The following is a 20193-nucleotide window of genomic DNA, read 5'->3' on the forward strand; positions in this document are numbered from 1 at the left end:
ATTGGAACATTAATTTTTTAGCATGAAAACAAGGCAGAATGCCTTTATGGGCGTATTTATTCTTTTGGTGCTGTTGGATCTGGTAACAGGATACTTGCACTTTCAAGGCTTGAGGCAATTGACCAAGCCGCTTATATTGCTTTCGCTGATATTGTTTTTTTGGATATACGGAAGGCAACTAGCCAAAAAGACCTATCGCTATATCTTATTGGCTCTTTTCTTTTCATTATTGGGAGACATATTCTTGCTCTATGATCATCTCTCACCTATGTATTTTATGCTTGGACTAATAGCTTTTCTCCTTGCCCATATAACTTATGCCTTGGTATTTCTTATCCAGGGCAAAAGCATATTAAAGAGGAAAATGCCTTTGGTCGCTTTATTGCTGCTGGTATACGGCACTACCCTTTTCATAATTCTACAAGATAACTTAGGCACGTTAAAAATCCCTGTAATTATTTATATCCTGGGTATTCTAGCAATGGCCATTACGGCCTATAGTAGAAAGGACCTGGTAGGTCCAACAAGTTTCAAATTGGTATTTATTGGAGCAGTATTATTTATCTTGTCCGATAGCATCCTGGCCATCAATAAGTTTCTTATCACAGTACCGGGATCACATATTCTGGTAATGGGCACGTACGCCACAGCTCAATATTTAATTGTTAGAGGTCTCTTGCTTAGTAAAGACTGAATTGAATATGGAATAAATAACAATTTCCTAAAAATTACCACAAAAGTCGATTAGTCCCAATGAAATAATTCATTTTTATTTACCTTTCTTTCCAACTAATTTTAATATCAAATACACATGTATAAGCCATTACTTCCCTTTCTCTGCCTTTTTATACTATACGGGAATGCGCAGGACTTTGATTTTCAGATAGACCATTCTTCCTTGATTGTTAACGATCTGGATACCACGGCAGATTTCTATGCCAATATTTTGAAGTTAAAAGAGATACCACACCCGGACAAGGCCCCGGGTTTTCGTTGGTTTTTAGTGCAAGGTAACTCACAACTACATTTGATCTACAAGGATACCGTTGTGATGAAAAAGCATAAATCCATGCATCTCTGTCTGTCGACCCCCCATTTGGATTCCTTTATTAAACATTTGGAAAGCAATAAGGTGGTCTATGAGGATTGGCCGGGAATAAAAGGGGCCGTTACATTGCGTTCGGATGGAGTGCGTCAAATTTACCTCAGAGACCCCGAAGGATATTGGATAGAAGTAAATAATGCCAAACATCATTGAATATATCTAAACAATAGTTTAACTAGAATTAGTAAATTTGGGTATTAATGAAAAAATCCATTGAAGAATATGAATAAGGACAATTTGCAACGGAGTAACGTAATAGATAGCCTCCTTAAAAATGAAAGCCCTAATTGGCAGGAAGTCCTTTCCTCTGTAATTTCGGCTTTCGATTGTACCACTGGTACGATACATTTTTTGGATGAAAAGTCGGGATTGTTAAAGGTCCGGGCACATCAAGGTATTCCTCCGTTTTTAATCCCCAAGCTTTCTGAGATTCCTATTGGTAAAGGTATGGCCGGTATAGCGGCCGAGCGGCGTGAACCTGTTGAAATGTGCAATCTACAAACCGATGATTCGGGAGTGGCACGTCCTGCAGCCAAGGAAACAAAAGTAGAAGGCTCCATTGCGGTTCCAATGTTGCTCAATGGAAAATTATACGGAACCTTGGGAATAGCCAAACCCGTTCCCTATGATTTTACGAAGGAAGAAGTGGGCGACTTATTAAGTATAGGAGAGAGAATAAGTGGGGTTATTGGCAGGTGAAAAATTCATTTTTAATAAACTATTCGTTTCAACCAATAGAAACAATGGGCTATATAGACTAAAAAAGGACTGCTCAATGGATAGTCCTTTTTTTTATAATATTACGTTTTAACCTTTGTTAAACTCTTGTAATCTTGGCACCAATAGCCCGTAATCGGGTATCAATATTTTCGTAACCCCTGTCTATCTGTTCTATATTGTGTATGGTTGATGTGCCCTTGGCAGACAAAGCGGCTATCAGCAAGGAAACACCGGCCCTAATATCCGGGGATACCATGGTAGTGGCTTTTAGACTGGATTGAAAGTTATGTCCTATAACCGTAGCCCTATGTGGATCGCAAAGAATAATCTTGGCACCCATATCAATTAATTTATCTACAAAGAACAAACGGCTTTCAAACATTTTTTGGTGGATCAGAACCTCGCCTTTGGCCTGTGTAGCCATCACTAGGATTATGCTCAACAAATCTGGCGTAAGTCCAGGCCATGGTGCATCGGCCACTGTTAAAATAGAACCGTCTATATAGTTTTGAATCTCATACCCTTCTTTGTGTTCGGGAATAACAATATCGTCTCCTTTCCGCTCCAATTGTATGCCCAACTTTCTAAAAACGGTTGGAATTTGACCTAGATCGTCCCAACTAACATCCTTGATCGTTAAATGGCTTCTGGTCATAGCCGCCAAGCCGATCCAACTACCGATCTCTATCATGTCCGGGAGCATTCTGTGATCTGTTCCACCTAGGCTGTCCACTCCTTCTATTTCCAATAAATTGGAACCGATTCCCGTAATTTTGGCCCCCATCCTATTCAGCATTTTACACAATTGCTGTAAATAAGGTTCACAGGCAGCATTGTATATGGTGGTTTTGCCATCGGCCAAAACAGCTGCCATAACAATGTTTGCCGTTCCGGTAACCGACGCCTCATCCAACAGCATATAGGTGCCCTTCAATTTTTTGGCTTCCACACCATAAAAGTGCTCCTCCTTGTTATATCGGAATTTGGCCCCCAATTTTATAAAACCTTCAAAGTGGGTATCCAAACGCCTTCGCCCTATTTTATCGCCCCCTGGTTTGGGAATATATCCCTTGCCAAAACGCGCCAATAATGGACCTACGAGCATAATGGATCCCCTAAGTCCTCTACCGTCCTCTTTAAATTGGGCCGATTGCAGATAGTCCAAATTAATGTCATCTGCCATAAAAGTATATGACCCTTGACCTTTCTTTTGGATCTTGACCCCCAAATCCTCCAATAGGGATATTAGTTTGTTTACGTCTACAATATCAGGGATATTGGTAATCGACACTTTTTCTGAAGTAAGTAGTACGGCACAGAGTATTTGTAATGCTTCATTCTTTGCCCCTTGCGGTGTAATCTCACCATGTAATTGATGACCGCCTTCTATTTTAAATGTTCCCATTAAGGTTTGAGAAGATTAATACCGCTTTTTGCCGCGGTTTTGGTTTCTTTGCGTTTTTTTACCAGAATTGGTCCTTGGTGTTTTTGCCACACGATTCTTAAGGAATTGTCCACTTTCCGTCAAGTTTTCCCCTTCCTTGGCAAGGTCTATCTGTCCATCGCTCAACTCGTAAAGATGCTTAAAAATAGCCTTGTCGTCCACAGTATCCTTATTCCAATTTAAGTAACACTTTTTCATGTGGTTGGCAATGGCATATTCCAATCCGTCGCGCATATCACCCTTTTCCCATTTTACGGCTACATCGATCATACGCTTTATGTTGTTTCCATAAAACCTATATTTTGGAAAATTCTGTGGGTATTCCAATGGCTCCGGACGCTTTTGTAGGGTCTCTTTGGAGGTTATGGGAAATGGTGATTCCACGTTCAATTTAAAATCGGACATGATAAACAATTGATCCCAAAGTTTATGTTGAAAATCGGGAACGTCCCTCAAATGTGGTTGAATATTGCCCATAACACTTATAATGGCCTGGGCCACACGGTTACGTTCCGCATCGTCTTCTATAGACATGGCATGGTCCACCATTTTTTGGAAATGGCGTCCATACTCGGGTATAATGAGCTTTGGTCGCTCAGTATTGTATTCTAAGTTTTCTACTAAATTCAAATTGAAATATTTATTGCTATTTATTTATGATAAGGAAGTACTCTTATAACGTCTGCAAATTAACAAAATTATGCCACAAATACTATTTTAGAGTGATATTACCCCTTTTACTTCCCCTACTTCCTTGTATTTACGTATTACTTCATCAGGGTTTTTTAGGTTTACCGTAATACTCAGACTGGTATATTTGGCATTTTTGGATTGCTTGGATTCGATCACAGCACCGGTATTGTCAAAAATTTCCTGAATCTGTTTAATTTTTTCAGTGTCGGTCGGGACTATAAACTTATATAGGTAATTGGAAGGCCATTTACTACTTTCCGCCAATTGTTCCTTTAATCTACTATAAAATTCCTCTGATTTATCCTGATCCATGCCGATGTTTTTGCAAATATATAAAGTATCGCTGTCAATTTTTTAATCTTAAGGCTATTTCATTACTTTGCATCAATAATTTGTATATATAAATACCATATTTAAACACCGCTATTTGAATTTAGAAAGAATTGTCATTACAGGTGGACCCAGTACCGGAAAAACATCGGTCATAGAAAAAATTGAAAGGGAAGGCTTCTTTTGTTTTAGTGAAATATCCCGTGAGATTACATTGGAAGCTAGGGAGCAGGGCATTCCCCAATTATTCGTTTCAGATCCCCTGCTTTTTAGTGAAAGAATTATTGAAGGGAGGATCCGGCAATTCCAAGCAGCCAACCAAATGGGCAGACCCATGGTTTTTTTTGATCGTGGAATTCCGGACGTGGTGGCCTATATGGATTGTTTTGGGCAGCCCTATGGTGATGATTTTATAGAAAGCTGTAAAAAATATAAATACGACCACATATTTTTATTGCCACCTTGGAAAGAAATCCACGAGTCTGACAATGAACGTTATGAAAACTTCGAAGAAGCGGAACGAATCCATACCTTTTTGGAAAAAGCCTACACCAACTACGGCTACAAAATTATACCTGTTCCCAAGGAAACTGTAGAAGGAAGGGTTACCTTTATACTCAATAAATTAAAAAGGCTATAGTGCATCAGCACCCTAAGGATATATTGAAAAAAGTTTGGGGATTTCCGGATTTTAAAAATTCCCAGGAAGACATCATAGGCGCAGTATTGGAAGGGCAGGATGTTATGGCGCTGCTTCCTACGGGAGGTGGTAAGTCCTTGTGCTATCAGGTACCTGCATTGGCCCGTGAAGGAATTTGTATTGTGGTATCGCCCCTGATAGCCCTGATAAGGAACCAGGTGGACACCCTTAAAAAATTAGGCCTAAAAGCAATTGCCCTTACCGGGGGAATTTCCTTTGAAGAAGTAAACAACCTATTGGACAATTGCCTGTATGGCAACTATAAGTTCCTATACCTATCCCCGGAAAGACTACAACAGGAATTGGTAAAGGAGCGCATCAGGCAAATGAACGTAAACCTTATTGCCATTGATGAAGCCCATTGCATTTCGCAATGGGGCAACGATTTTAGACCTGCCTACCTGGAATGCCATATTTTGAAGGAACTGGCACCTAATGCTCCTATGATAGCATTGACCGCTACGGCAACTGAAACGGTGGTAAAGGATATCTGCGAAAATTTACATTTGGAACAACCCTTGGTAGTCAAGGATTCCTTTTCAAGGAACAATATTACCTTCAGTGTTTGCTTGGAAGAGGACAAAAAATACCGCCTTAAGGAATTATGTGCCCAGACCAATACGAGCACCATAGTATATGTACGTAGCAGAAAAATGACCATGGAATTGTCTTACTACCTAACACGACAAGGACATACGGCTACATTTTTTCATGGGGGTATTTCCAAAAAGGACAAGGACTCCCGCTTAAACCAGTGGTTGGAAAACAAAGTAAAGATCATGGTGGCCACCAATGCTTTTGGGATGGGTATAGACAAGCCGGATGTTGGACTCGTTGTACATTACCAAATTCCGGACAGTATGGAAAACTACTTTCAGGAAGCGGGAAGGGCCGGACGGGACGGAAAGCCGGCAAGAGCGGTTTTAATTACCAACCCCACGGATGAGGCCCAGGTGCGCAAGCAATTTTTAGGGGTCTTGCCCAATGTTGACTTTCTTAAATTATTGTATAGAAAATTGGCCAACTATTTTCAAATCCCCTTTGGGGAAGGTAGTGGTGAAACCTATCAATTGCCCTTTAATGCCTTTTGCGAAACCTATAAACTGAATACTACCTTAACATATAATGGTTTAAGGTTATTGGATCAGAACTCTGTAATATCCCTAACGGAAGCTTTTTCTCAAAAAACCACGATCCGCATGTTAGCTTCCAAGCATCAAATTTTCGATTACTTGGATAAAAACCAGGCATCGGCACCTATCATACAAACCATTCTGAGAACCTACGGAGGTGTTTTCGATTTCGACACCAAAATAAATTCCCTATTGATTTCGCGAAAAGCCAACAAGAGTGAAAAGGAGGTAATAACCGTTCTGGAAAAACTGGAAAAAGATGAAATAATTGAATACCATGCACAACACAGCGACCTTGAAATTACATTTTTGGTACCTAGGGAGGATGAACGCACGATCAATATCTTTGCTAAAAAAATTAAACAGATACAGCAGGTAAAAAAAGACAATGTAGAAAGTATGTTGTCTTATATTAAGGATGTCAATCTTTGCAGAAGTAGGTATATTCTAAACTACTTTGGTGAAGCTGCCAACGCCAACTGTGGAAAATGTGATGTGTGTCTTCAAAAAAATCCAATTGGCAATGAAGTATTAAAAATAATAGAGCAGGATATCTTACAAGTTTTAATGGTAAAAAAAGAAAGCTCCAGAAGCCTGATGAAATTATTGAGCTATAAGGAAAGTTCCATTATTTTGGCTTTACAGAGATTATTGGAAGAGCAAAGAATAAGGGTAAATTCTATTAACCAGTACGAAATAATCAAAAAATGAGCAAACCACGAATAGTGTTTATGGGTACCCCGGATTTCGCCGTGGCCATTTTGGATAAGCTAGTAAAAAATGACTGTAATATTGTTGGGGTCATTACTGCACCGGACAAGCCTGCCGGCCGAGGAAGGAAATTACACGAATCTGCCGTGAAGGTGTATGCCGTGGAACATGGCTTACAGATTATGCAGCCCACCAATTTAAAGGATCCCAATTTTATAGAGGATTTGAAAAGATTACAACCCGAGCTTCAGGTAGTAGTGGCTTTTAGAATGTTGCCCAAGTCTGTATGGGATATGCCCAAGTTGGGCACTTTTAACCTTCATGCTTCCCTCCTGCCCCAATACCGGGGAGCGGCTCCAATTAATTGGGCCATAATAAACGGAGAAAAGGAAACCGGGGCAACCACTTTCTTTATTGATGATAAAATTGATACCGGCGCCATATTGCTTCAAAAGAAAACGAGCATTACGGAAGAGGATACTGCCGGTACCTTACACGATAAGTTAATGCATCTTGGGGCGGATCTGGTCTTGGAAACCATAAATAAATTGGAGAAGGGGGAAATTGAGCCTAGTGAACAACAGGAAGAAAAACCATTAAAAGAGGCCCACAAACTTCATAAAGAAACCTGTGAGATCAATTGGAACCATGATATTGCAAGCATCTATAATTTTATTAGGGGATTAAGCCCCTATCCCACTGCATGGACTACCCTGCACAATGGGCAGGATAAACTTTTCCTAAAGGTATACTCCGCCAAAATGGATTTGGAAGAGCACCATTTAAAGGTAGGAAGCGTTGTAGCTACCAAAAGTGAACTAAAGGTGGCCGTAGTGGGAGGTTTTATCCATTTATTGGAAATTCAATTACCCGGGAAACGAAAAATGAGCACCAAAGAGGTGTTGAACGGACTAAAATTAACAGAAAACGTCTATGTTCGGTAAACCCCCATGTTCATTGGGGGTACGACAAAACGTAAAAAACCTCCTACTTTATCAACAAACGTTTCAAGTTATTAACAAAAATGCGGATTTCCCCCTGTTTTACTTGTGTTAATGGCAAATCCGTATAAATTTGTTGAAGTATTTAATTATAATTAATAACACTTAATTTATCGAAATTATGAACAAAACAGAATTAATCGATGCAATGGCAGCTGATGCTGGCATTACTAAAGCAGCAGCTAAAAAGGCATTGGAATCTTTCCTTGGAAACGTTGAAGGTTCTCTAAAAAAAGGTGGTAGAGTATCTCTAGTAGGTTTCGGATCTTGGTCTGTATCTAAAAGAAATGCAAGAGAAGGTAGAAATCCATCAACTGGAAAGACTATCCAAATTGCAGCTAAAAATGTAGTGAAGTTTAAGGCAGGTGCTGATTTGAGCGGTGCAGTAAACTAATCATAATATTATTATACATTGAAAGCACTTCTTTAAAAGGAAGTGCTTTTTTTGTACAAAAGACTTTTCAGATTAACGGAATTGTTATATTTTAGAGATACTAGAACAAACAATATGGTTGCTGAAAAGCCAAAAAAAGGCAAACTCCTTATTGCTGAGCCTACACTTTCAGGTGATGTTTCCTTTAACAGATCTATAGTCCTGTTAGCGGAACACAACCAAGAGGGGTCCGTTGGTTTTATTTTAAACAAGCCTTTGGACTACAGTATAAATGATCTGGTTACCGAAATAGATCTACCTTTTCAGGTATACAATGGTGGTCCGGTAGAACAGGACAATCTTTATTTTATCCATAAAGTACCGGAACTCATAGAAAATAGCATTGAAATTTCTGACGGCATCTATTGGGGTGGGGATTTTGGAGCTATTGTGGACTTAATCAACAATAAGGTCATTTCTGAAAACGATATCCGCTTCTTTTTAGGCTATTCGGGATGGTCTTCCCTGCAATTGGATCAGGAATTAAGTTCCAAATCGTGGGTCGTAGTAAAGAATGTCTATGAAAGTGCCATTATTCAAAAGTCTTCCAATGCTTTTTGGAAGGAAAAAATGATGGAATTGGGTGGAAATTACCTCATATGGTCCAATGCCCCTGAAAACCCCAACTTAAATTAATTTTACTGATCCAGCCGGGCAGTCGCATTGAGTTTGCCCAATAAATCGGCAGCTACTGTTGTTTCGTACTCCTTCTTTCTGTACTTTGTAATGGGTTGTATACCAATTATGGCATTGGTTATGAACAACTCATCCGCCTTCTGTAGCTCGAAGGGAGAAATGAAAGATTCCTCAAAATGGTACTTGTCCAGTGCCCCTAGAATAGCGATCAACTTTTTCCTAACTATTCCATTAAGACAACCGTCTTTTAAGGAAGGGGTCTTAATTGTATGGTCTTTCACTAAAAAGAGATTGCCATTTAAGGCTTCCACTACCTTTTTTTCATTGTTGAGCAATAAACAATTCTGGTAACCATTCTCAGCTGCAAAAATACTCCCCACTACGTTGATTACCTTATTATTGGTCTTTAGGGTAGAGAGCATATCCGGATTCACATAAAAATCCTTAAAGAGCTCTACTTCGTAGGCACTATTATCCAATGTATAGAAAGGGGAATCCATTAAACTTGCTTCAATGATATAGGATACGTCATTGGTTTCAGGAAGATATAGTCCGCCATTATTTCTAAAAACCGTAAAGCGTAGCCGGGCCGGTTTATCCAATAGGCCATTGGCTTCCACGCAGGCCAGAAGCTGTTCCTCTAAAAATTCCATGGTAAAATCCATGGGAATTTCCATTCTCAAAATCCGCATGGAAGCCATGAGTCGGAGATAGTGGTCTTCCCAAAAGAATATTTTTCCGTTTACTACCCTAATGGATTCGAACAGGGCATCGCCATAGCGCAGTCCCCTATTCTGGTGATTAAGGTAAGAAGTGTTTTTAGAAAGTAGATTTCCGTTAAAATTAACCATAAAAAAAGCCTTGAAAAATCAAGGCCAAAGATACATTATATTCCCTTAATGTATTAGGCGGAGCCCAATACCTGTTTTAAACTGGATACTTGGTTCTCCCATAGCATTTTAGATTCGTCCACTTCATCCTCATAGGCAAAATCTGTTATAAATAGGGAAACGTCCTTGGTTATTTCATCAACTATTATGCGCATTTCAAAAAAACTATCATCATCTTCCGCTACCCAGGTGAATTTTACAAATTCATCGCTTTTCCGCTTTAGTAATTTAGCTTGCTCTTCGGAACCATCCCAAATAAAATTGAACATTTCACCCCTGGAATTTACGTTATCTGCGAACCATTCGGAAAGTCCTGAGGGGGTAGATATATATTGATATAATAGTTGTGGTGAGGATTGAATTACAAATTCAACTTCAAATTTAATTTTATCGCTCATTCTGAATAGTGTTTATGGCGGACAATATATATATTTATAAATGATTAAAAAATAAAACCGAGATAATATTTTTAGCAATCTAATTTGGAAAGGACAGAAAATTAACTTTATATTTGCACCCGTTAAAAACGGCATGGCGAGGTAGCTCAGTTGGTTAGAGCGTCGGATTCATAACCCGGAGGTCACGAGTTCAACTCTCGTTCTCGCTACAAGTAAAAACAAGGAACCCAAGAGTTTATGCTCTTGGGTTTTTTACTTCTGTACAACATATGTACAACATTTTAAATTTTATTGTAAAAATTGCTTTGACTTTCAAAAAAGCAAGATTTACACGTTTCACTCTAATTTTTCTAATAAATTGGTTTTTGACTCAATTTTATTGGGGAGATAATTTTCAAAAAACCGTTAAATCAACTTACTAAAATCTTAAATATGACGAATTATCACCTTTGGTCCATTAAGATTTTTTTCTTAATCAACTCTATCTTTGGTCTTGTTTGATTCAATTAAATGGGTGTAAATATTCTTCTTTAGGTTGAGTGAAAGTTTTGGGTCTATTTGGATCATGTTTTTCAGTATCTCATAGTGTAAATGGTACCCAGTAGAACTTCCAGTACTGCCCACCGTGCCAATGATCTCGTGCTGTTTTACAGTTTGCCCTTTTCGGATAAGCACCTTGTTTAGATGTCCATATAATGTTTCAAAACCGAAGCGATGCTTTATAATAATATGTGTGCCATAGCCTTTTTTTGAATAGAGGATATCCTGGATGGTACCTGATGCCGAGGCGTAAACATATTTTCCAGGTGGGGCTGCCAAATCGATTCCAAAATGTTTTTTCTCTTTTTCTGATATAGGATGGACACGAATACCATAGTTACTAGTAATGGAATAATTGCCTTTCTCCAACGGAACAGCGGATGGAAATTGCTCTAGCAACTGAGGCTGGTATTTTAGGTAGGTCTCTAATGAACCCATATAGGAATAGTCAGGGATTTGATATAAAAATCCAACTATTCGTTCTTCAATTGCTATAAGCAACTGATTTCGTTCCCTTTCTATAAGGACTGAATCCGTTAATGTAGATTCTAAATTAATTTGAAGGCGTTCTTCATAAAGGTCCATTGTATCCGTGTTATCCTGCAGTCGTTGAGTTGAAATATTAGGACTGTGCCATATTATATAGGACAGGCATATAATGATCAGAAAAAGAATATAGGATAGTTCCTTTTTTCCTAAGGTTTTAATTGGCTTTGGTTTAGTAAAACCCAATTTATTCCTCCAAAAAGCTGTATATTCAAAAAAAATCATATATTTGTAATTATACACAAAGTAACTATTTATATACAAATAAACAAATTTTTAGACTAAGATGAACAACTGGCTATCAAAAGACCACCTAATACACCTTCCAAATCTCTTTGAACATTTTGGGTACCGAGTTGTGCAATCCGAAAATACCCACCTTATACTTAAGAATGGTGGTAAGCACTATGTGATCATAAATACCGAAAAAGGATATTTTTATTATAAGGTGCAACGGCCACAGGAAAAACTATCCGCATCCGACCTAGTTACTGAACATGTTTCAAAAGTTGAAGGGATTGGCAAGGAGCTGATTTGGGATAAGGTTGATGGTCTATATAACCAAGTATTGGAAACGGAAACCCTATTAATAGCCAATAACCCGATTGATAAGCTTAAAATAGTACCTGAAGACTTTAATCATTTTTTATCATACAGGTCACCGCTCGAAGATACTTCGAAAGACCTGTATCAGGGTGTGCAAAGCTCTATTCCCTTTTCAGGGCGTGTTTTCCAAAATCATGAAGGTAGTCCCCTTTTTCCCTTGTTCAATCTGCAGAACGAGGTCTGTGGATATTTCCTAGATACGGACGAAGAAGTAGTTCCTTACAAAGAGTCGGCGATAAAACACTCCCTTTGGTACTCCAATATTCCAAAGAAAATAGAGGGTCTTTTTCTTTTTAAAGATCCTAAGGAAGCTTTGGCCTTCCATAGAAAATTCCGATTAAAAAATGTGGTTTACATGGCGTTGGGAGAAATAAATTCCCATACGACCGACATACTTTTCCAGATACAGCGGCTAACGAAAATGGACAAACTCTTTTTAAGCTTTACAGGAAATAAAAAAATTGAGGGTTATTTACGGGATCTCCACTTTATATCATATACAAAAGATTCCGATTTTAATCTAACCTTGACCGATAGGGATATTTTATTACGCTTCCCCTTGTCAAATGAAAAATCCTTCTCCCGCTTTTACGATCACACCAGACGCTTTAACCAAGACTTGGCCCAAAGCTTTTTGAACTTTAATAAAATCATCGACCAAAACAGGCTGAACAAATACAGTATTCTGGTTTCAAAGGATAATGAAGACATTAAAATTAGGTTGCCTCTTGAATCCAATGCTATTAAATTGATAGTTTGGTCTTATTACAAAAACTATCTGAACAAAACGATAGATATTCTAAAGCCAAAGTCTGACAATTGGTATACTGAATGGAAAAATACTCAAAACCAAGTTAATGAAGGGAAGGAGGTGCAATTGAAAGAATATAGAATCGCTTTATAAAATGGAAAAAGGGCGCTCCCGCCCTCTTTCCTTCAAATTCCGTAACTCACAAATCACTCCTGATTTGAAAGTTATTCAAAAGTAACAAATTCAAATTCCGTAACAATTAAAAATCACTCAAAAATGAAAAATCAAGCAGAAAACACGATTCAAAAAGTATTCGTCAATGTCAACCAGGTTTGGCAAAAGGCCGAAGCAATATCCATAGACGATAAGACCTTCAAAATAAAAGCCGGTAATTATCCATCCTTTGAAATGTTGAAGGACAGCAGGAATGTGGAGGTTATGAAAAACAAGGACCAACAATTTGCCGAAGCTGACGCAAAAAGACGCTTGGAAGGGGCTTACATAAGTTTTGAGAAGTTGGAACCCAACATTCAAGAGTCAATTCTAGAAGGTAAGGAGCAGTTGATCGAGACAACGTACATCAATGACGGCAAATTAAAGGAAACTGTCAAGATGGTCCAAATGCTATACAACTCCACTTACGGTTCCAGACTGGATGTACAGATCAGACGTAAGGAACAGGTTAAACTTGAAGATGCCAATGCCTTTCAATATCAATTTACCAAGGATGAATACCATGCCATGGTACAGGAAGGCAAGACCATTCAGTTTACTGGCACTTCCTTGAGCGGTGATACGTTCCAAAAACTGGCCTATTACGAGCCAAAATTGAACGATATCCGTATAAAATCGGCTGTGTCTGCAAATATGTATGTTCTGGGCCAAATATTGACCAAGCAACAGGCTGACAGTTTGAACAAAGGCGAAGAAGTGAAGATCACCATTCGCAAGACACAAAAAGGACCTTTAACGTATTTGGTAAGATGGAGTGCCAAAAACCAGCGATTTCTTTATAAAAATTGGGAGAAAACCAATATTTTTGATAAAGAGGTCAAGGAGCACAAAACCATTGAAGGCGAAAAAAAAAAGAAACAGCCTAAAAACGCCATAAGCATGTAACTCAATTCATACTAACTAATGCAAATGGCCAACATGCTTGAGGTGTCGGCCATTTTACATACACACATGCAAAGTCCTACCTACATAGACGACCCTGATCATTATAAAAGATTGATTTCTAAAATCAATACTGAGGCCAATTTTCCGATGTACTTACATCAAAATGGGTACAAATTGATAAAGAAAAGTACAGGTTCCATGGAATTTAAGAATGACAAAGATCGCATTGTACTGCAAATGGCCCGGAAACCAGTAACCTATTTTAACCGAAATGATTCCCAGGACAAAGGGCTTTTCTTTATGTTCTTAATGAAGCGTAACATTAATTTTTATAAGGCTGTTGAGGCCGGTCTCGAAATCGTGAATGGAATTGGAACTATAGAAAATTCACCTATGGAAGTTCAAAGTTACAAGGCAGTAAGGAAACCCTTAGAGGAAAATTTTAATATCGTTCCATTGCGAAACTCCAATTATCTAAGGCAGCAACGTTTTATATCAAAGACCACTATTACCGATCCATTGTTTAAGGGCCGTTTGCTAAATGCCTATTCCATAAGGGACAAGGGCTATGAAAATGCCAATATTGCTTTTCCAAAGTACGACTTGGACGACCATCCCCAAAATTATATTCTTTACAACAAAACATATAGAAGTAGAAGGGACAATAAAATTAAAAAGTTTCGCCTAGTCTTGAACCAAAAAGATCATTTCCTATTTTATTCCAACCCCATCAAGAATCCTTCAAAAATAATAGTAGCGGAAAGTGGCATAGACCTCCTCTCCTACCATGAACTACATGGTAGTCAAGATAATTTTTATGTATCCTTTAGTGGCAACGTGTATCAAAAAAAGTTAGATTTCTTCGGTCAACTAACCGAACCTTACCTTAAGACAAACAGTGTATCCATGATATCCATAATGGACAATGATATCAAAGGTTTCGAGTTCGACCTAAAGTTGTTTAGCAGCCTTATCAACCGTTTTAATCCAAAGGTATATTTGGAAAGTTCATATAGCCACGGAAATGTAAGGCTAACCATTAACAACACCTCAGAAGTCGGGGTTCAATTGACCAATCATATCACCTTGCTGGAGGTAAAATTTAAGTCACTCAAAGTTAGGGATAAGCTTATTTCTAATTCGATTAAATGGATAAAATATAAAGACAAGATTATATTGGCATTTTCCTTACCTGAAATCATAAAACTTAATCAAGTTAACGGAGGTAAAAATCTGTTCAAATCCTTGATAGAAACCATTACCGATATTTATCTAATGTTCCCAGCCACTATACATAAATCTAAAGGAAAGGATTGGAACGATGACCTTAAGGATTACAAGAATGCCAAATACGTAAAATTTGAAACTATAAACACAGATTTTATGGGCATCGGGGATCAAATTGAATTGAAAACAACCAAAGGGCCTGAAGGCGCACCTAACCTTGGTATCATAAAATCAATAAATAGCAACAGCGTGGAATGCGATTTTGGATTGGAATATAACTATACCATTCCCTTTTCGGAAATCCGGACGTTTTTAAAGAAAAATGCAGCCCTTACTCCTGAAAAAAAGAAAGGGGAAATAAAGAAGAACAATAACTTACAAAACTTGATAGAATGATACTCATAGACGCCTTATTAGAAGAATTAAAGGACAATCTGTACTAGGTAAATTTATAACACCTTAGTTTCATTATGAACGACAAGAATCTGGCATTCTCAGCCATGCTACTTTCGGTAACCTTTTTTGCTATTATAGGCTTTATTGCCTATTACCCGATCGTGCAATATCTGGAATGGGATTCACAACTTTCACAAATCATACATAATTTCCTTATTCGATTTAAGCCTTTGCAAGAGCCCTTACCGGGAAGAACAATGTTATTGATTTTCATTTTAGGTTCGGTCATGCTATATAATCCCAGAAAAAAAGAGGGCAAATCATTTTTGACGGGCCTAACGTATTTTGGAATTGGCTGTGTACTGTTATTTATAACAGGATATTTTAAACCTTCCCAAATAAGTTTGCTCTGGTGCTCTTTGATTTTATATAATATCGGTTTCCTGTTTTGTGTTTCTGGTTCGGTACATCTTTTCCAGGTGATGGACTTTGTCAATAATGCCGAGGATGACCCTTTTAACGATCGGAACGAAACGTTCCGGCAGATGGAAGAACGCATAGATACAGAGTATTCCGTAAACATTCCCTATGAATACCAATATCAAGGGCAAGTGCGGAAAGGATGGATAAATTTTGTGAATCTATTCCGGGCCTTGTTGGTCATAGGCACACCAGGCAGTGGAAAATCTTTTGCATTGATTGAAGAGATTATAGAGCAAATGATTGAAAAAAACTTTACGCTATTGATTTATGATTTTAAATTCGATACGCTTAGTAAGGTTGCCTACAACTATTGGCGAAGAAAAATGGAGCGCACAAACGATGTCCAAGAAAAATCCAAACTACCCGAGTTTTTTACCTTGAGTTTTGACAATATAGAAAAATCGCATCGCTGTAACCCTATCGACCCATATTTAATGCGAAACCAGACCGATGCCGCAGATGCTGCTACAATTATCATGAAAAATCTGAACAAAGATTGGATAAAGCGCAGTGATTTCTTTTCAAAAAGTGCCATTAGTTTTGTTTCGGGGCTAATCTGGTACTTGAAGAAAAAATCCGAGGAGACGGGTGAGAATATCTGCACTTTGCCACATGTCATAACGTTATCCACCATAAACATTGAATACTTGTTGGAAATTATGATGAGGGAAGTAGAAGTCCGCAGTCTGATGATTCCTTTCAAGGATGCCATGGAGCGGCAAGCGGGCCAGCAGCTGGCCGGTCAGACCGCAAGCGCCCAAATATCACTTTCCATGCTGGCCAGCAAGGAAATCTATTATATCATGACCGGCAACGATTTTAGGTTGGACATCAATAATCCACAAAAACCTAAAATAGTCTGTATTCAAAATAATCCCGACCGTTCTGAAATCTATGCCGCTCCCATAGGACTCTATATTAATAAGGTTTTGCAAGTGGTAAATAAACCTGGCTGTAGGTCTTTGGGTCTTATCCTGGATGAACTCCCAACCGTTTTCATTATGGGACTTCGCAAGATAATCGATACCGGAAGGTCCCATTATATTGCCACGGTACTGGGGATACAGAGCATTACGCAATTGATAGCCGATTATGGCCGGGAACTGGCAGAGGTCATCTTTGACAACTGCTCCAATGTGTTCAGTGGAGCTGCAAAAGGGGAAACGGCCCGAAGGATCAGTGAGATATTTGGACGTATACATCAAGGAAAAAAAAGCAAGGCAATTTCCAACAACGACACCACTGTAAATTTCAGTACCATTCTTTCGGAATTGTTGCCAAAAAGCAAGATTACTAGTATGTCTACAGGCCATTTTGGGGGTATTGTGGCAGATACCTTTGAAAATCCTATTAAGCAAAAGCTGTGTTTTGGTTTGCTAAAGCCCAATTTGGAATCCAAAAAAATTCAAGGGAAATACGAAATGCCAGTGCATAACAAATTTAAAAGTGAAAATCATCAGGAATTGGTGGATTCGAAGATGAAACTGATACACAGCCTTGACTTTTTTGATGTTGTACGGAACCTCGATTTTGGTCAAACGAATTATTTAGAATTTTATACCACTTACATTAAGAAGTTTGCAGAAGATCAATACGATAATCATATAAAGCAAATGCAATTTGTCCCTTTGGCCCATGAGCTAAAATTGTTCGACCATCTACAAAAGTTGGAGGAATTGACAAAGAATCATTCCGACCATACAGAAAATATACAGCATTATATTGCCAACCTGATAGATCGCATGTACATAGACCAGGAAATAGATAGGATTCTGGACGCTAATTTTCTGAAGGTGATCAAAGATATCAATGAGCTTGTTGAACGGGAATACGTTCATTGTACTGGAAATAAACCAAAGTTGGCTATTTTTGACGAACTCAAAATTGGCGAGAAAATGGCGGCATCCCTGGAAAAGGACGAGGTCATTGCAAAAGATTTTATGAAGAAATACCGCAGTAAATCCAGTAGGGAGTTGGCAGATGCCTTTCGTAGGCAATATGAAACACCTACTTTTGAGAGCATTTCGACGGTTAACCAAACAGACGTATTTACTGATTCTTTGGAAAGTTTGGAAACCTTATTGTCCAGCTATCCTATAGAAATGTACAAGGAATAATCTATATTTAAAATTAAAAACATGAAAGATATTGACGAGATGATGAGAGCCTCCACCGAGGATTTCGCATACATCAGCGAACGTTTAAGGATGATTCGCGAAGAACTGATAGAAAAGGATACCGGCAATAAACGTTCAAGCGCGTTTTCTATTAAATCCATAACCGAACGTTTTGACATGGACTATAATACCTTGGTCAATGTAGAACGTGGGGCCATATCCTTGACCACCATAAAATTGGTTTTATATTATTACTCACTGGGATATAATCCAGCTTGGATCCTCACAGAGGATAACGAGTTTATACCTAAGGGCAATATTGGGGAGAATGTAGTGTACCAGACCGATGTACAAGAGGAATACAAGGATTTGGAATATGCCATTGTCACCGCCCTTACGGAGTTTAAGAAGAAAATTTAAAAATAGATTAATCAAGGGCAGTAAATAAAAATATCTTTTATTTATAGTTTAGCATCAATTTTGGATTTTATATTTTGAAGCTCCTTTATACTTTCATTATCTGGACTAAAATAATTATTAAATTGTTTTTCTATATCACCCGCATATTGAAGACTGTAAACTTCAACATCCCATATTTTCTTTCTAATTGTAGAGGCTAGTTCAATAATGTTTCGACTACCTAGATCATCGTATCCTTCATCCCTTCTTATATCCATTGCCGCTTCTATAAAGGGTAATAATAAGTTGTCTGAAATATACCTAAAATCGGGCACATCATTAGTTTCTTGTACTTCTTGTAAATAACCATAATGGGCTGGATTATATTCATTGATTAAACTTGACCACGGTTTTGTCAAATAGTCATCTGCACCAAATTTTATCCTGTAATCATCTATTAATCTTCCGTTTTGGTTTAAAAGTTCCATCATATCAGCGGCAATTTGTTTTTGTTTAGTTACTTTATCTTCAATATGAAAAGTGTACTTTTTCTTTAAATCCTTAAATGCTTCGTTATAGAAATCCGAAATTTCATAAAGGTTAATAAATTGTTTTTGCCAATCTTCTTCATCATTTCCAAAGAAAGTTTGAAAAGCTTTGAAATTAGAAAGAATATCCATTTCGATTACTCGCTCAAAGTTTTTGTTTGTATTAAAATACATAGTATTCATGGTTGAAGGATAATTTTTTTCAGCTTTGAAAAATATTTCCATACGTTCACCATGGTTTACTATATCCTTTTCCAACGTTTTTAAGTAATTGGTTAGCAATAATAGGCGATCTTTTAAATCTTGGCTTTTTTCCTCAATAGAATCTTGTTTTTCAATTAAAATTTGTTCTCGTTGTTCATAAACTTGATACAAAACAAATAGAATAGATAAAAAAGCCAAAACACCACCTACAAGAGCTCCATAAGCCGAAATGATGTGATCTTTAGTACTAAAATCAATATCAAATACTTTCCAATTATCGGTTTCATATATTGCTTGAAAGGTTAAAAATATGATTAATGCTATTGTAGCCCAAAATATCCATTTTATGACCTTTTTGTAAAGTAGAAGTGATTCCAATACCTTCAATATTATTTGTTAGTCTTGTTATCTTTTGGCTTCAAAGAGTTTGTCGGCTTTGAAGTTGTTCTGCCTAAATCAATTTTTACCGTTTTTGCTTTACTTGATTTGTCTTGCTTTGCCATAGTAATACTTATTTAGATGGTGATTGTTTCGGTCTAATCGATGGTTTTGGCGTTGTACGCCCTTTATTACCTCCATGACGTGGTTCTGAAGGTTTCTGACTTGGTTTTGGAATGTTTTGCTTTGCCATTAGTGATATGCGTTAATGATTGTATAAATTAAAATTGAAATAATGCCCAAACCCAAAAGGATTATTGATAATAAATTCAAATATGAAATAATTTTATTTCTACTGTCTATTCTTTTTATTAAAACATCATATTCAATTTCATCATCAATATCTTGAACAGTTTTCTCGTTGAATTTACTTGATAAAAAATGTGATAGCAGATTAATGAATAGCGTAAGAGCCAACAATACCCACCCAGTAGCTATTACCCAAATAGCTATAGACTCATTTATTGGATTTATTTTGTCAATAAAAGTAATTGTTAAACCAAGTGCGCCAGAAGCAATAAAAGTAATATATTTTTCAAAGTCATCATCGCTTTTGCTTTTCTGCTCTAATACAGATAAGCGATATTCTTTCCACTCTTCGATTTCTTCTTTAGATTTTCCCATA

The 20193-nt window shown here is 37.6% G+C and carries 21 protein-coding genes and 1 tRNA gene; 14 read left to right on the plus strand and 8 right to left on the minus strand.

What is annotated here, in order from left to right; all coding sequences use genetic code 11:
* Window positions 1–22: 22 nt before the first annotated feature.
* The 3 genes from QSE00_RS09010 (at window position 23) to QSE00_RS09020 (ending at window position 1804) form a co-directional block, all read left to right on the plus strand.
* Window positions 23–694 (plus strand): lysoplasmalogenase, encoded by a 672-nt coding sequence (locus QSE00_RS09010; RefSeq protein WP_286105681.1) that lies wholly within the window; start codon window positions 23–25, stop codon window positions 692–694.
* A gap of 117 nt (window positions 695–811) precedes the next feature.
* Complete coding sequence (locus tag QSE00_RS09015) at window positions 812–1258, plus strand: VOC family protein (protein WP_286105682.1); 447 nt, start codon at window positions 812–814, stop codon at window positions 1256–1258.
* Between the two features lie 69 nt (window positions 1259–1327).
* Complete coding sequence (locus QSE00_RS09020) at window positions 1328–1804, plus strand: GAF domain-containing protein (RefSeq protein ID WP_110357146.1); 477 nt, start codon at window positions 1328–1330, stop codon at window positions 1802–1804.
* A 118-nt stretch (window positions 1805–1922) separates the two neighbouring features.
* On the opposite strand, the gene murA is transcribed toward QSE00_RS09020, so the two are convergent.
* The 3 genes from murA to QSE00_RS09035 form a co-directional block, all read right to left on the minus strand.
* Complete coding sequence (gene murA / locus QSE00_RS09025) at window positions 1923–3230, minus strand: UDP-N-acetylglucosamine 1-carboxyvinyltransferase (RefSeq protein ID WP_110357147.1); 1308 nt, start codon at window positions 3228–3230, stop codon at window positions 1923–1925.
* A gap of 15 nt (window positions 3231–3245) precedes the next feature.
* Window positions 3246–3899, minus strand: a complete 654-nt coding sequence (locus QSE00_RS09030; protein ID WP_110357148.1) for a DUF4290 domain-containing protein — start codon at window positions 3897–3899, stop codon at window positions 3246–3248.
* A gap of 87 nt (window positions 3900–3986) precedes the next feature.
* Window positions 3987–4274, minus strand: coding sequence for a DUF493 family protein (locus QSE00_RS09035; RefSeq protein ID WP_110357149.1), 288 nt, complete (start codon window positions 4272–4274; stop codon window positions 3987–3989).
* Window positions 4275–4389: 115 nt separating this feature from the next.
* Here QSE00_RS09035 and QSE00_RS09040 point away from each other — a divergent pair, with 115 nt between their 5' ends.
* The 5 genes from QSE00_RS09040 (at window position 4390) to QSE00_RS09060 (ending at window position 8906) form a co-directional block, all read left to right on the plus strand.
* Window positions 4390–4932: an AAA family ATPase gene (locus QSE00_RS09040; RefSeq protein ID WP_286105683.1), complete on the plus strand. Its 543-nt coding sequence runs from the start codon at window positions 4390–4392 to the stop codon at window positions 4930–4932.
* Window positions 4932–6836: a RecQ family ATP-dependent DNA helicase gene (locus QSE00_RS09045; RefSeq protein ID WP_286105684.1), complete on the plus strand. Its 1905-nt coding sequence runs from the start codon at window positions 4932–4934 to the stop codon at window positions 6834–6836. The genes QSE00_RS09040 and QSE00_RS09045 overlap by 1 nt, the downstream gene beginning before the upstream one ends.
* Window positions 6833–7780, plus strand: coding sequence for a methionyl-tRNA formyltransferase (gene fmt / locus QSE00_RS09050; RefSeq protein ID WP_110357152.1), 948 nt, complete (start codon window positions 6833–6835; stop codon window positions 7778–7780). The genes QSE00_RS09045 and fmt overlap by 4 nt, the downstream gene beginning before the upstream one ends.
* Window positions 7781–7958: 178 nt before the next feature.
* Window positions 7959–8231, plus strand: a complete 273-nt coding sequence (locus QSE00_RS09055) for an HU family DNA-binding protein (RefSeq protein ID WP_031443811.1) — start codon at window positions 7959–7961, stop codon at window positions 8229–8231.
* A gap of 114 nt (window positions 8232–8345) precedes the next feature.
* Entirely contained in the window at window positions 8346–8906 is a 561-nt protein-coding gene (locus QSE00_RS09060) for a YqgE/AlgH family protein (RefSeq protein WP_110357153.1), read from the plus strand.
* 2 nt (window positions 8907–8908) lie between these two features.
* Here the strand turns inward: QSE00_RS09060 and QSE00_RS09065 are convergent, their stop codons facing one another.
* Together QSE00_RS09065 and QSE00_RS09070 are read right to left on the minus strand one after the other, a co-directional pair.
* Window positions 8909–9757, minus strand: a complete 849-nt coding sequence (locus QSE00_RS09065; RefSeq protein ID WP_110357154.1) for an aminotransferase class IV — start codon at window positions 9755–9757, stop codon at window positions 8909–8911.
* Window positions 9758–9810: 53 nt separating this feature from the next.
* On the minus strand, window positions 9811–10194 hold the full coding sequence (locus QSE00_RS09070) for an START-like domain-containing protein (RefSeq protein WP_110357155.1): 384 nt from the start codon (window positions 10192–10194) through the stop codon (window positions 9811–9813).
* Window positions 10195–10329: 135 nt separating this feature from the next.
* Between QSE00_RS09070 and QSE00_RS09075 the strand changes: the two genes are divergently transcribed.
* Window positions 10330–10403: transfer RNA gene (locus QSE00_RS09075), tRNA-Met, on the plus strand.
* Window positions 10404–10665: 262 nt separating this feature from the next.
* Here the strand turns inward: QSE00_RS09075 and QSE00_RS09080 are convergent.
* Window positions 10666–11505: a M23 family metallopeptidase gene (locus QSE00_RS09080; RefSeq protein WP_286105685.1), complete on the minus strand. Its 840-nt coding sequence runs from the start codon at window positions 11503–11505 to the stop codon at window positions 10666–10668.
* Between the two features lie 61 nt (window positions 11506–11566).
* Between QSE00_RS09080 and QSE00_RS09085 the strand changes: the two genes are divergently transcribed.
* The 5 genes from QSE00_RS09085 (at window position 11567) to QSE00_RS09105 (ending at window position 18399) form a co-directional block, all read left to right on the plus strand.
* Window positions 11567–12790, plus strand: coding sequence for a hypothetical protein (locus tag QSE00_RS09085; RefSeq protein ID WP_286105686.1), 1224 nt, complete (start codon window positions 11567–11569; stop codon window positions 12788–12790).
* A gap of 123 nt (window positions 12791–12913) precedes the next feature.
* Window positions 12914–13756 carry a hypothetical protein gene (locus QSE00_RS09090; protein ID WP_286105687.1) on the plus strand — a complete coding sequence of 281 codons (843 nt, stop codon included), beginning with the start codon at window positions 12914–12916 and terminating at the stop codon, window positions 13754–13756.
* Window positions 13757–13780: 24 nt separating this feature from the next.
* Window positions 13781–15379 (plus strand): toprim domain-containing protein, encoded by a 1599-nt coding sequence (locus tag QSE00_RS09095; protein ID WP_286105688.1) that lies wholly within the window; start codon window positions 13781–13783, stop codon window positions 15377–15379.
* Window positions 15380–15453: 74 nt separating this feature from the next.
* A complete protein-coding gene (locus QSE00_RS09100) occupies window positions 15454–17979 on the plus strand; it encodes a type IV secretory system conjugative DNA transfer family protein (protein ID WP_286105689.1) in 2526 nt (841 codons plus the stop codon).
* Window positions 17980–18000: 21 nt separating this feature from the next.
* Window positions 18001–18399 (plus strand): hypothetical protein, encoded by a 399-nt coding sequence (locus QSE00_RS09105; protein ID WP_286105690.1) that lies wholly within the window; start codon window positions 18001–18003, stop codon window positions 18397–18399.
* A gap of 41 nt (window positions 18400–18440) precedes the next feature.
* Here QSE00_RS09105 and QSE00_RS09110 read toward each other — a convergent pair whose 3' ends face one another.
* On the minus strand, window positions 18441–19508 hold the full coding sequence (locus QSE00_RS09110; protein WP_286105691.1) for a hypothetical protein: 1068 nt from the start codon (window positions 19506–19508) through the stop codon (window positions 18441–18443).
* Between the two features lie 252 nt (window positions 19509–19760).
* Window positions 19761–20192, minus strand: coding sequence for a hypothetical protein (locus QSE00_RS09115; protein WP_286105692.1), 432 nt, complete (start codon window positions 20190–20192; stop codon window positions 19761–19763).
* Window position 20193 lies beyond the last annotated feature (1 nt).

Origin of the sequence: Arenibacter flavimaris (genome assembly GCF_030291335.1) — a bacterium.
In the GTDB taxonomy this organism is placed as follows: Bacteria; Bacteroidota; Bacteroidia; order Flavobacteriales; family Flavobacteriaceae; genus Arenibacter.

What these genes read in the sequence shown, in the direction of transcription:
- QSE00_RS09010 (WP_286105681.1), top strand. Translation starts at nt 23, where the DNA reads ATGAAAACAAGGCAGAATGCCTTTATGGGCGTATTTATTCTTTTGGTG.
- QSE00_RS09015 (WP_286105682.1), top strand. Translation starts at nt 812, where the DNA reads ATGTATAAGCCATTACTTCCCTTTCTCTGCCTTTTTATACTATACGGG.
- QSE00_RS09020 (WP_110357146.1), top strand. Translation starts at nt 1,328, where the DNA reads ATGAATAAGGACAATTTGCAACGGAGTAACGTAATAGATAGCCTCCTT.
- murA (WP_110357147.1), bottom strand. Translation starts at nt 3,230, where the DNA reads ATGGGAACATTTAAAATAGAAGGCGGTCATCAATTACATGGTGAGATT.
- QSE00_RS09035 (WP_110357149.1), bottom strand. Translation starts at nt 4,274, where the DNA reads ATGGATCAGGATAAATCAGAGGAATTTTATAGTAGATTAAAGGAACAA.
- fmt (WP_110357152.1), top strand. Translation starts at nt 6,833, where the DNA reads ATGAGCAAACCACGAATAGTGTTTATGGGTACCCCGGATTTCGCCGTG.
- QSE00_RS09055 (WP_031443811.1), top strand. Translation starts at nt 7,959, where the DNA reads ATGAACAAAACAGAATTAATCGATGCAATGGCAGCTGATGCTGGCATT.
- QSE00_RS09060 (WP_110357153.1), top strand. Translation starts at nt 8,346, where the DNA reads ATGGTTGCTGAAAAGCCAAAAAAAGGCAAACTCCTTATTGCTGAGCCT.
- QSE00_RS09065 (WP_110357154.1), bottom strand. Translation starts at nt 9,757, where the DNA reads ATGGTTAATTTTAACGGAAATCTACTTTCTAAAAACACTTCTTACCTT.
- QSE00_RS09070 (WP_110357155.1), bottom strand. Translation starts at nt 10,194, where the DNA reads ATGAGCGATAAAATTAAATTTGAAGTTGAATTTGTAATTCAATCCTCA.
- QSE00_RS09080 (WP_286105685.1), bottom strand. Translation starts at nt 11,505, where the DNA reads ATGATTTTTTTTGAATATACAGCTTTTTGGAGGAATAAATTGGGTTTT.
- QSE00_RS09085 (WP_286105686.1), top strand. Translation starts at nt 11,567, where the DNA reads ATGAACAACTGGCTATCAAAAGACCACCTAATACACCTTCCAAATCTC.
- QSE00_RS09090 (WP_286105687.1), top strand. Translation starts at nt 12,914, where the DNA reads ATGAAAAATCAAGCAGAAAACACGATTCAAAAAGTATTCGTCAATGTC.
- QSE00_RS09095 (WP_286105688.1), top strand. Translation starts at nt 13,781, where the DNA reads ATGGCCAACATGCTTGAGGTGTCGGCCATTTTACATACACACATGCAA.
- QSE00_RS09100 (WP_286105689.1), top strand. Translation starts at nt 15,454, where the DNA reads ATGAACGACAAGAATCTGGCATTCTCAGCCATGCTACTTTCGGTAACC.
- QSE00_RS09105 (WP_286105690.1), top strand. Translation starts at nt 18,001, where the DNA reads ATGAAAGATATTGACGAGATGATGAGAGCCTCCACCGAGGATTTCGCA.
- QSE00_RS09115 (WP_286105692.1), bottom strand. Translation starts at nt 20,192, where the DNA reads ATGGGAAAATCTAAAGAAGAAATCGAAGAGTGGAAAGAATATCGCTTA.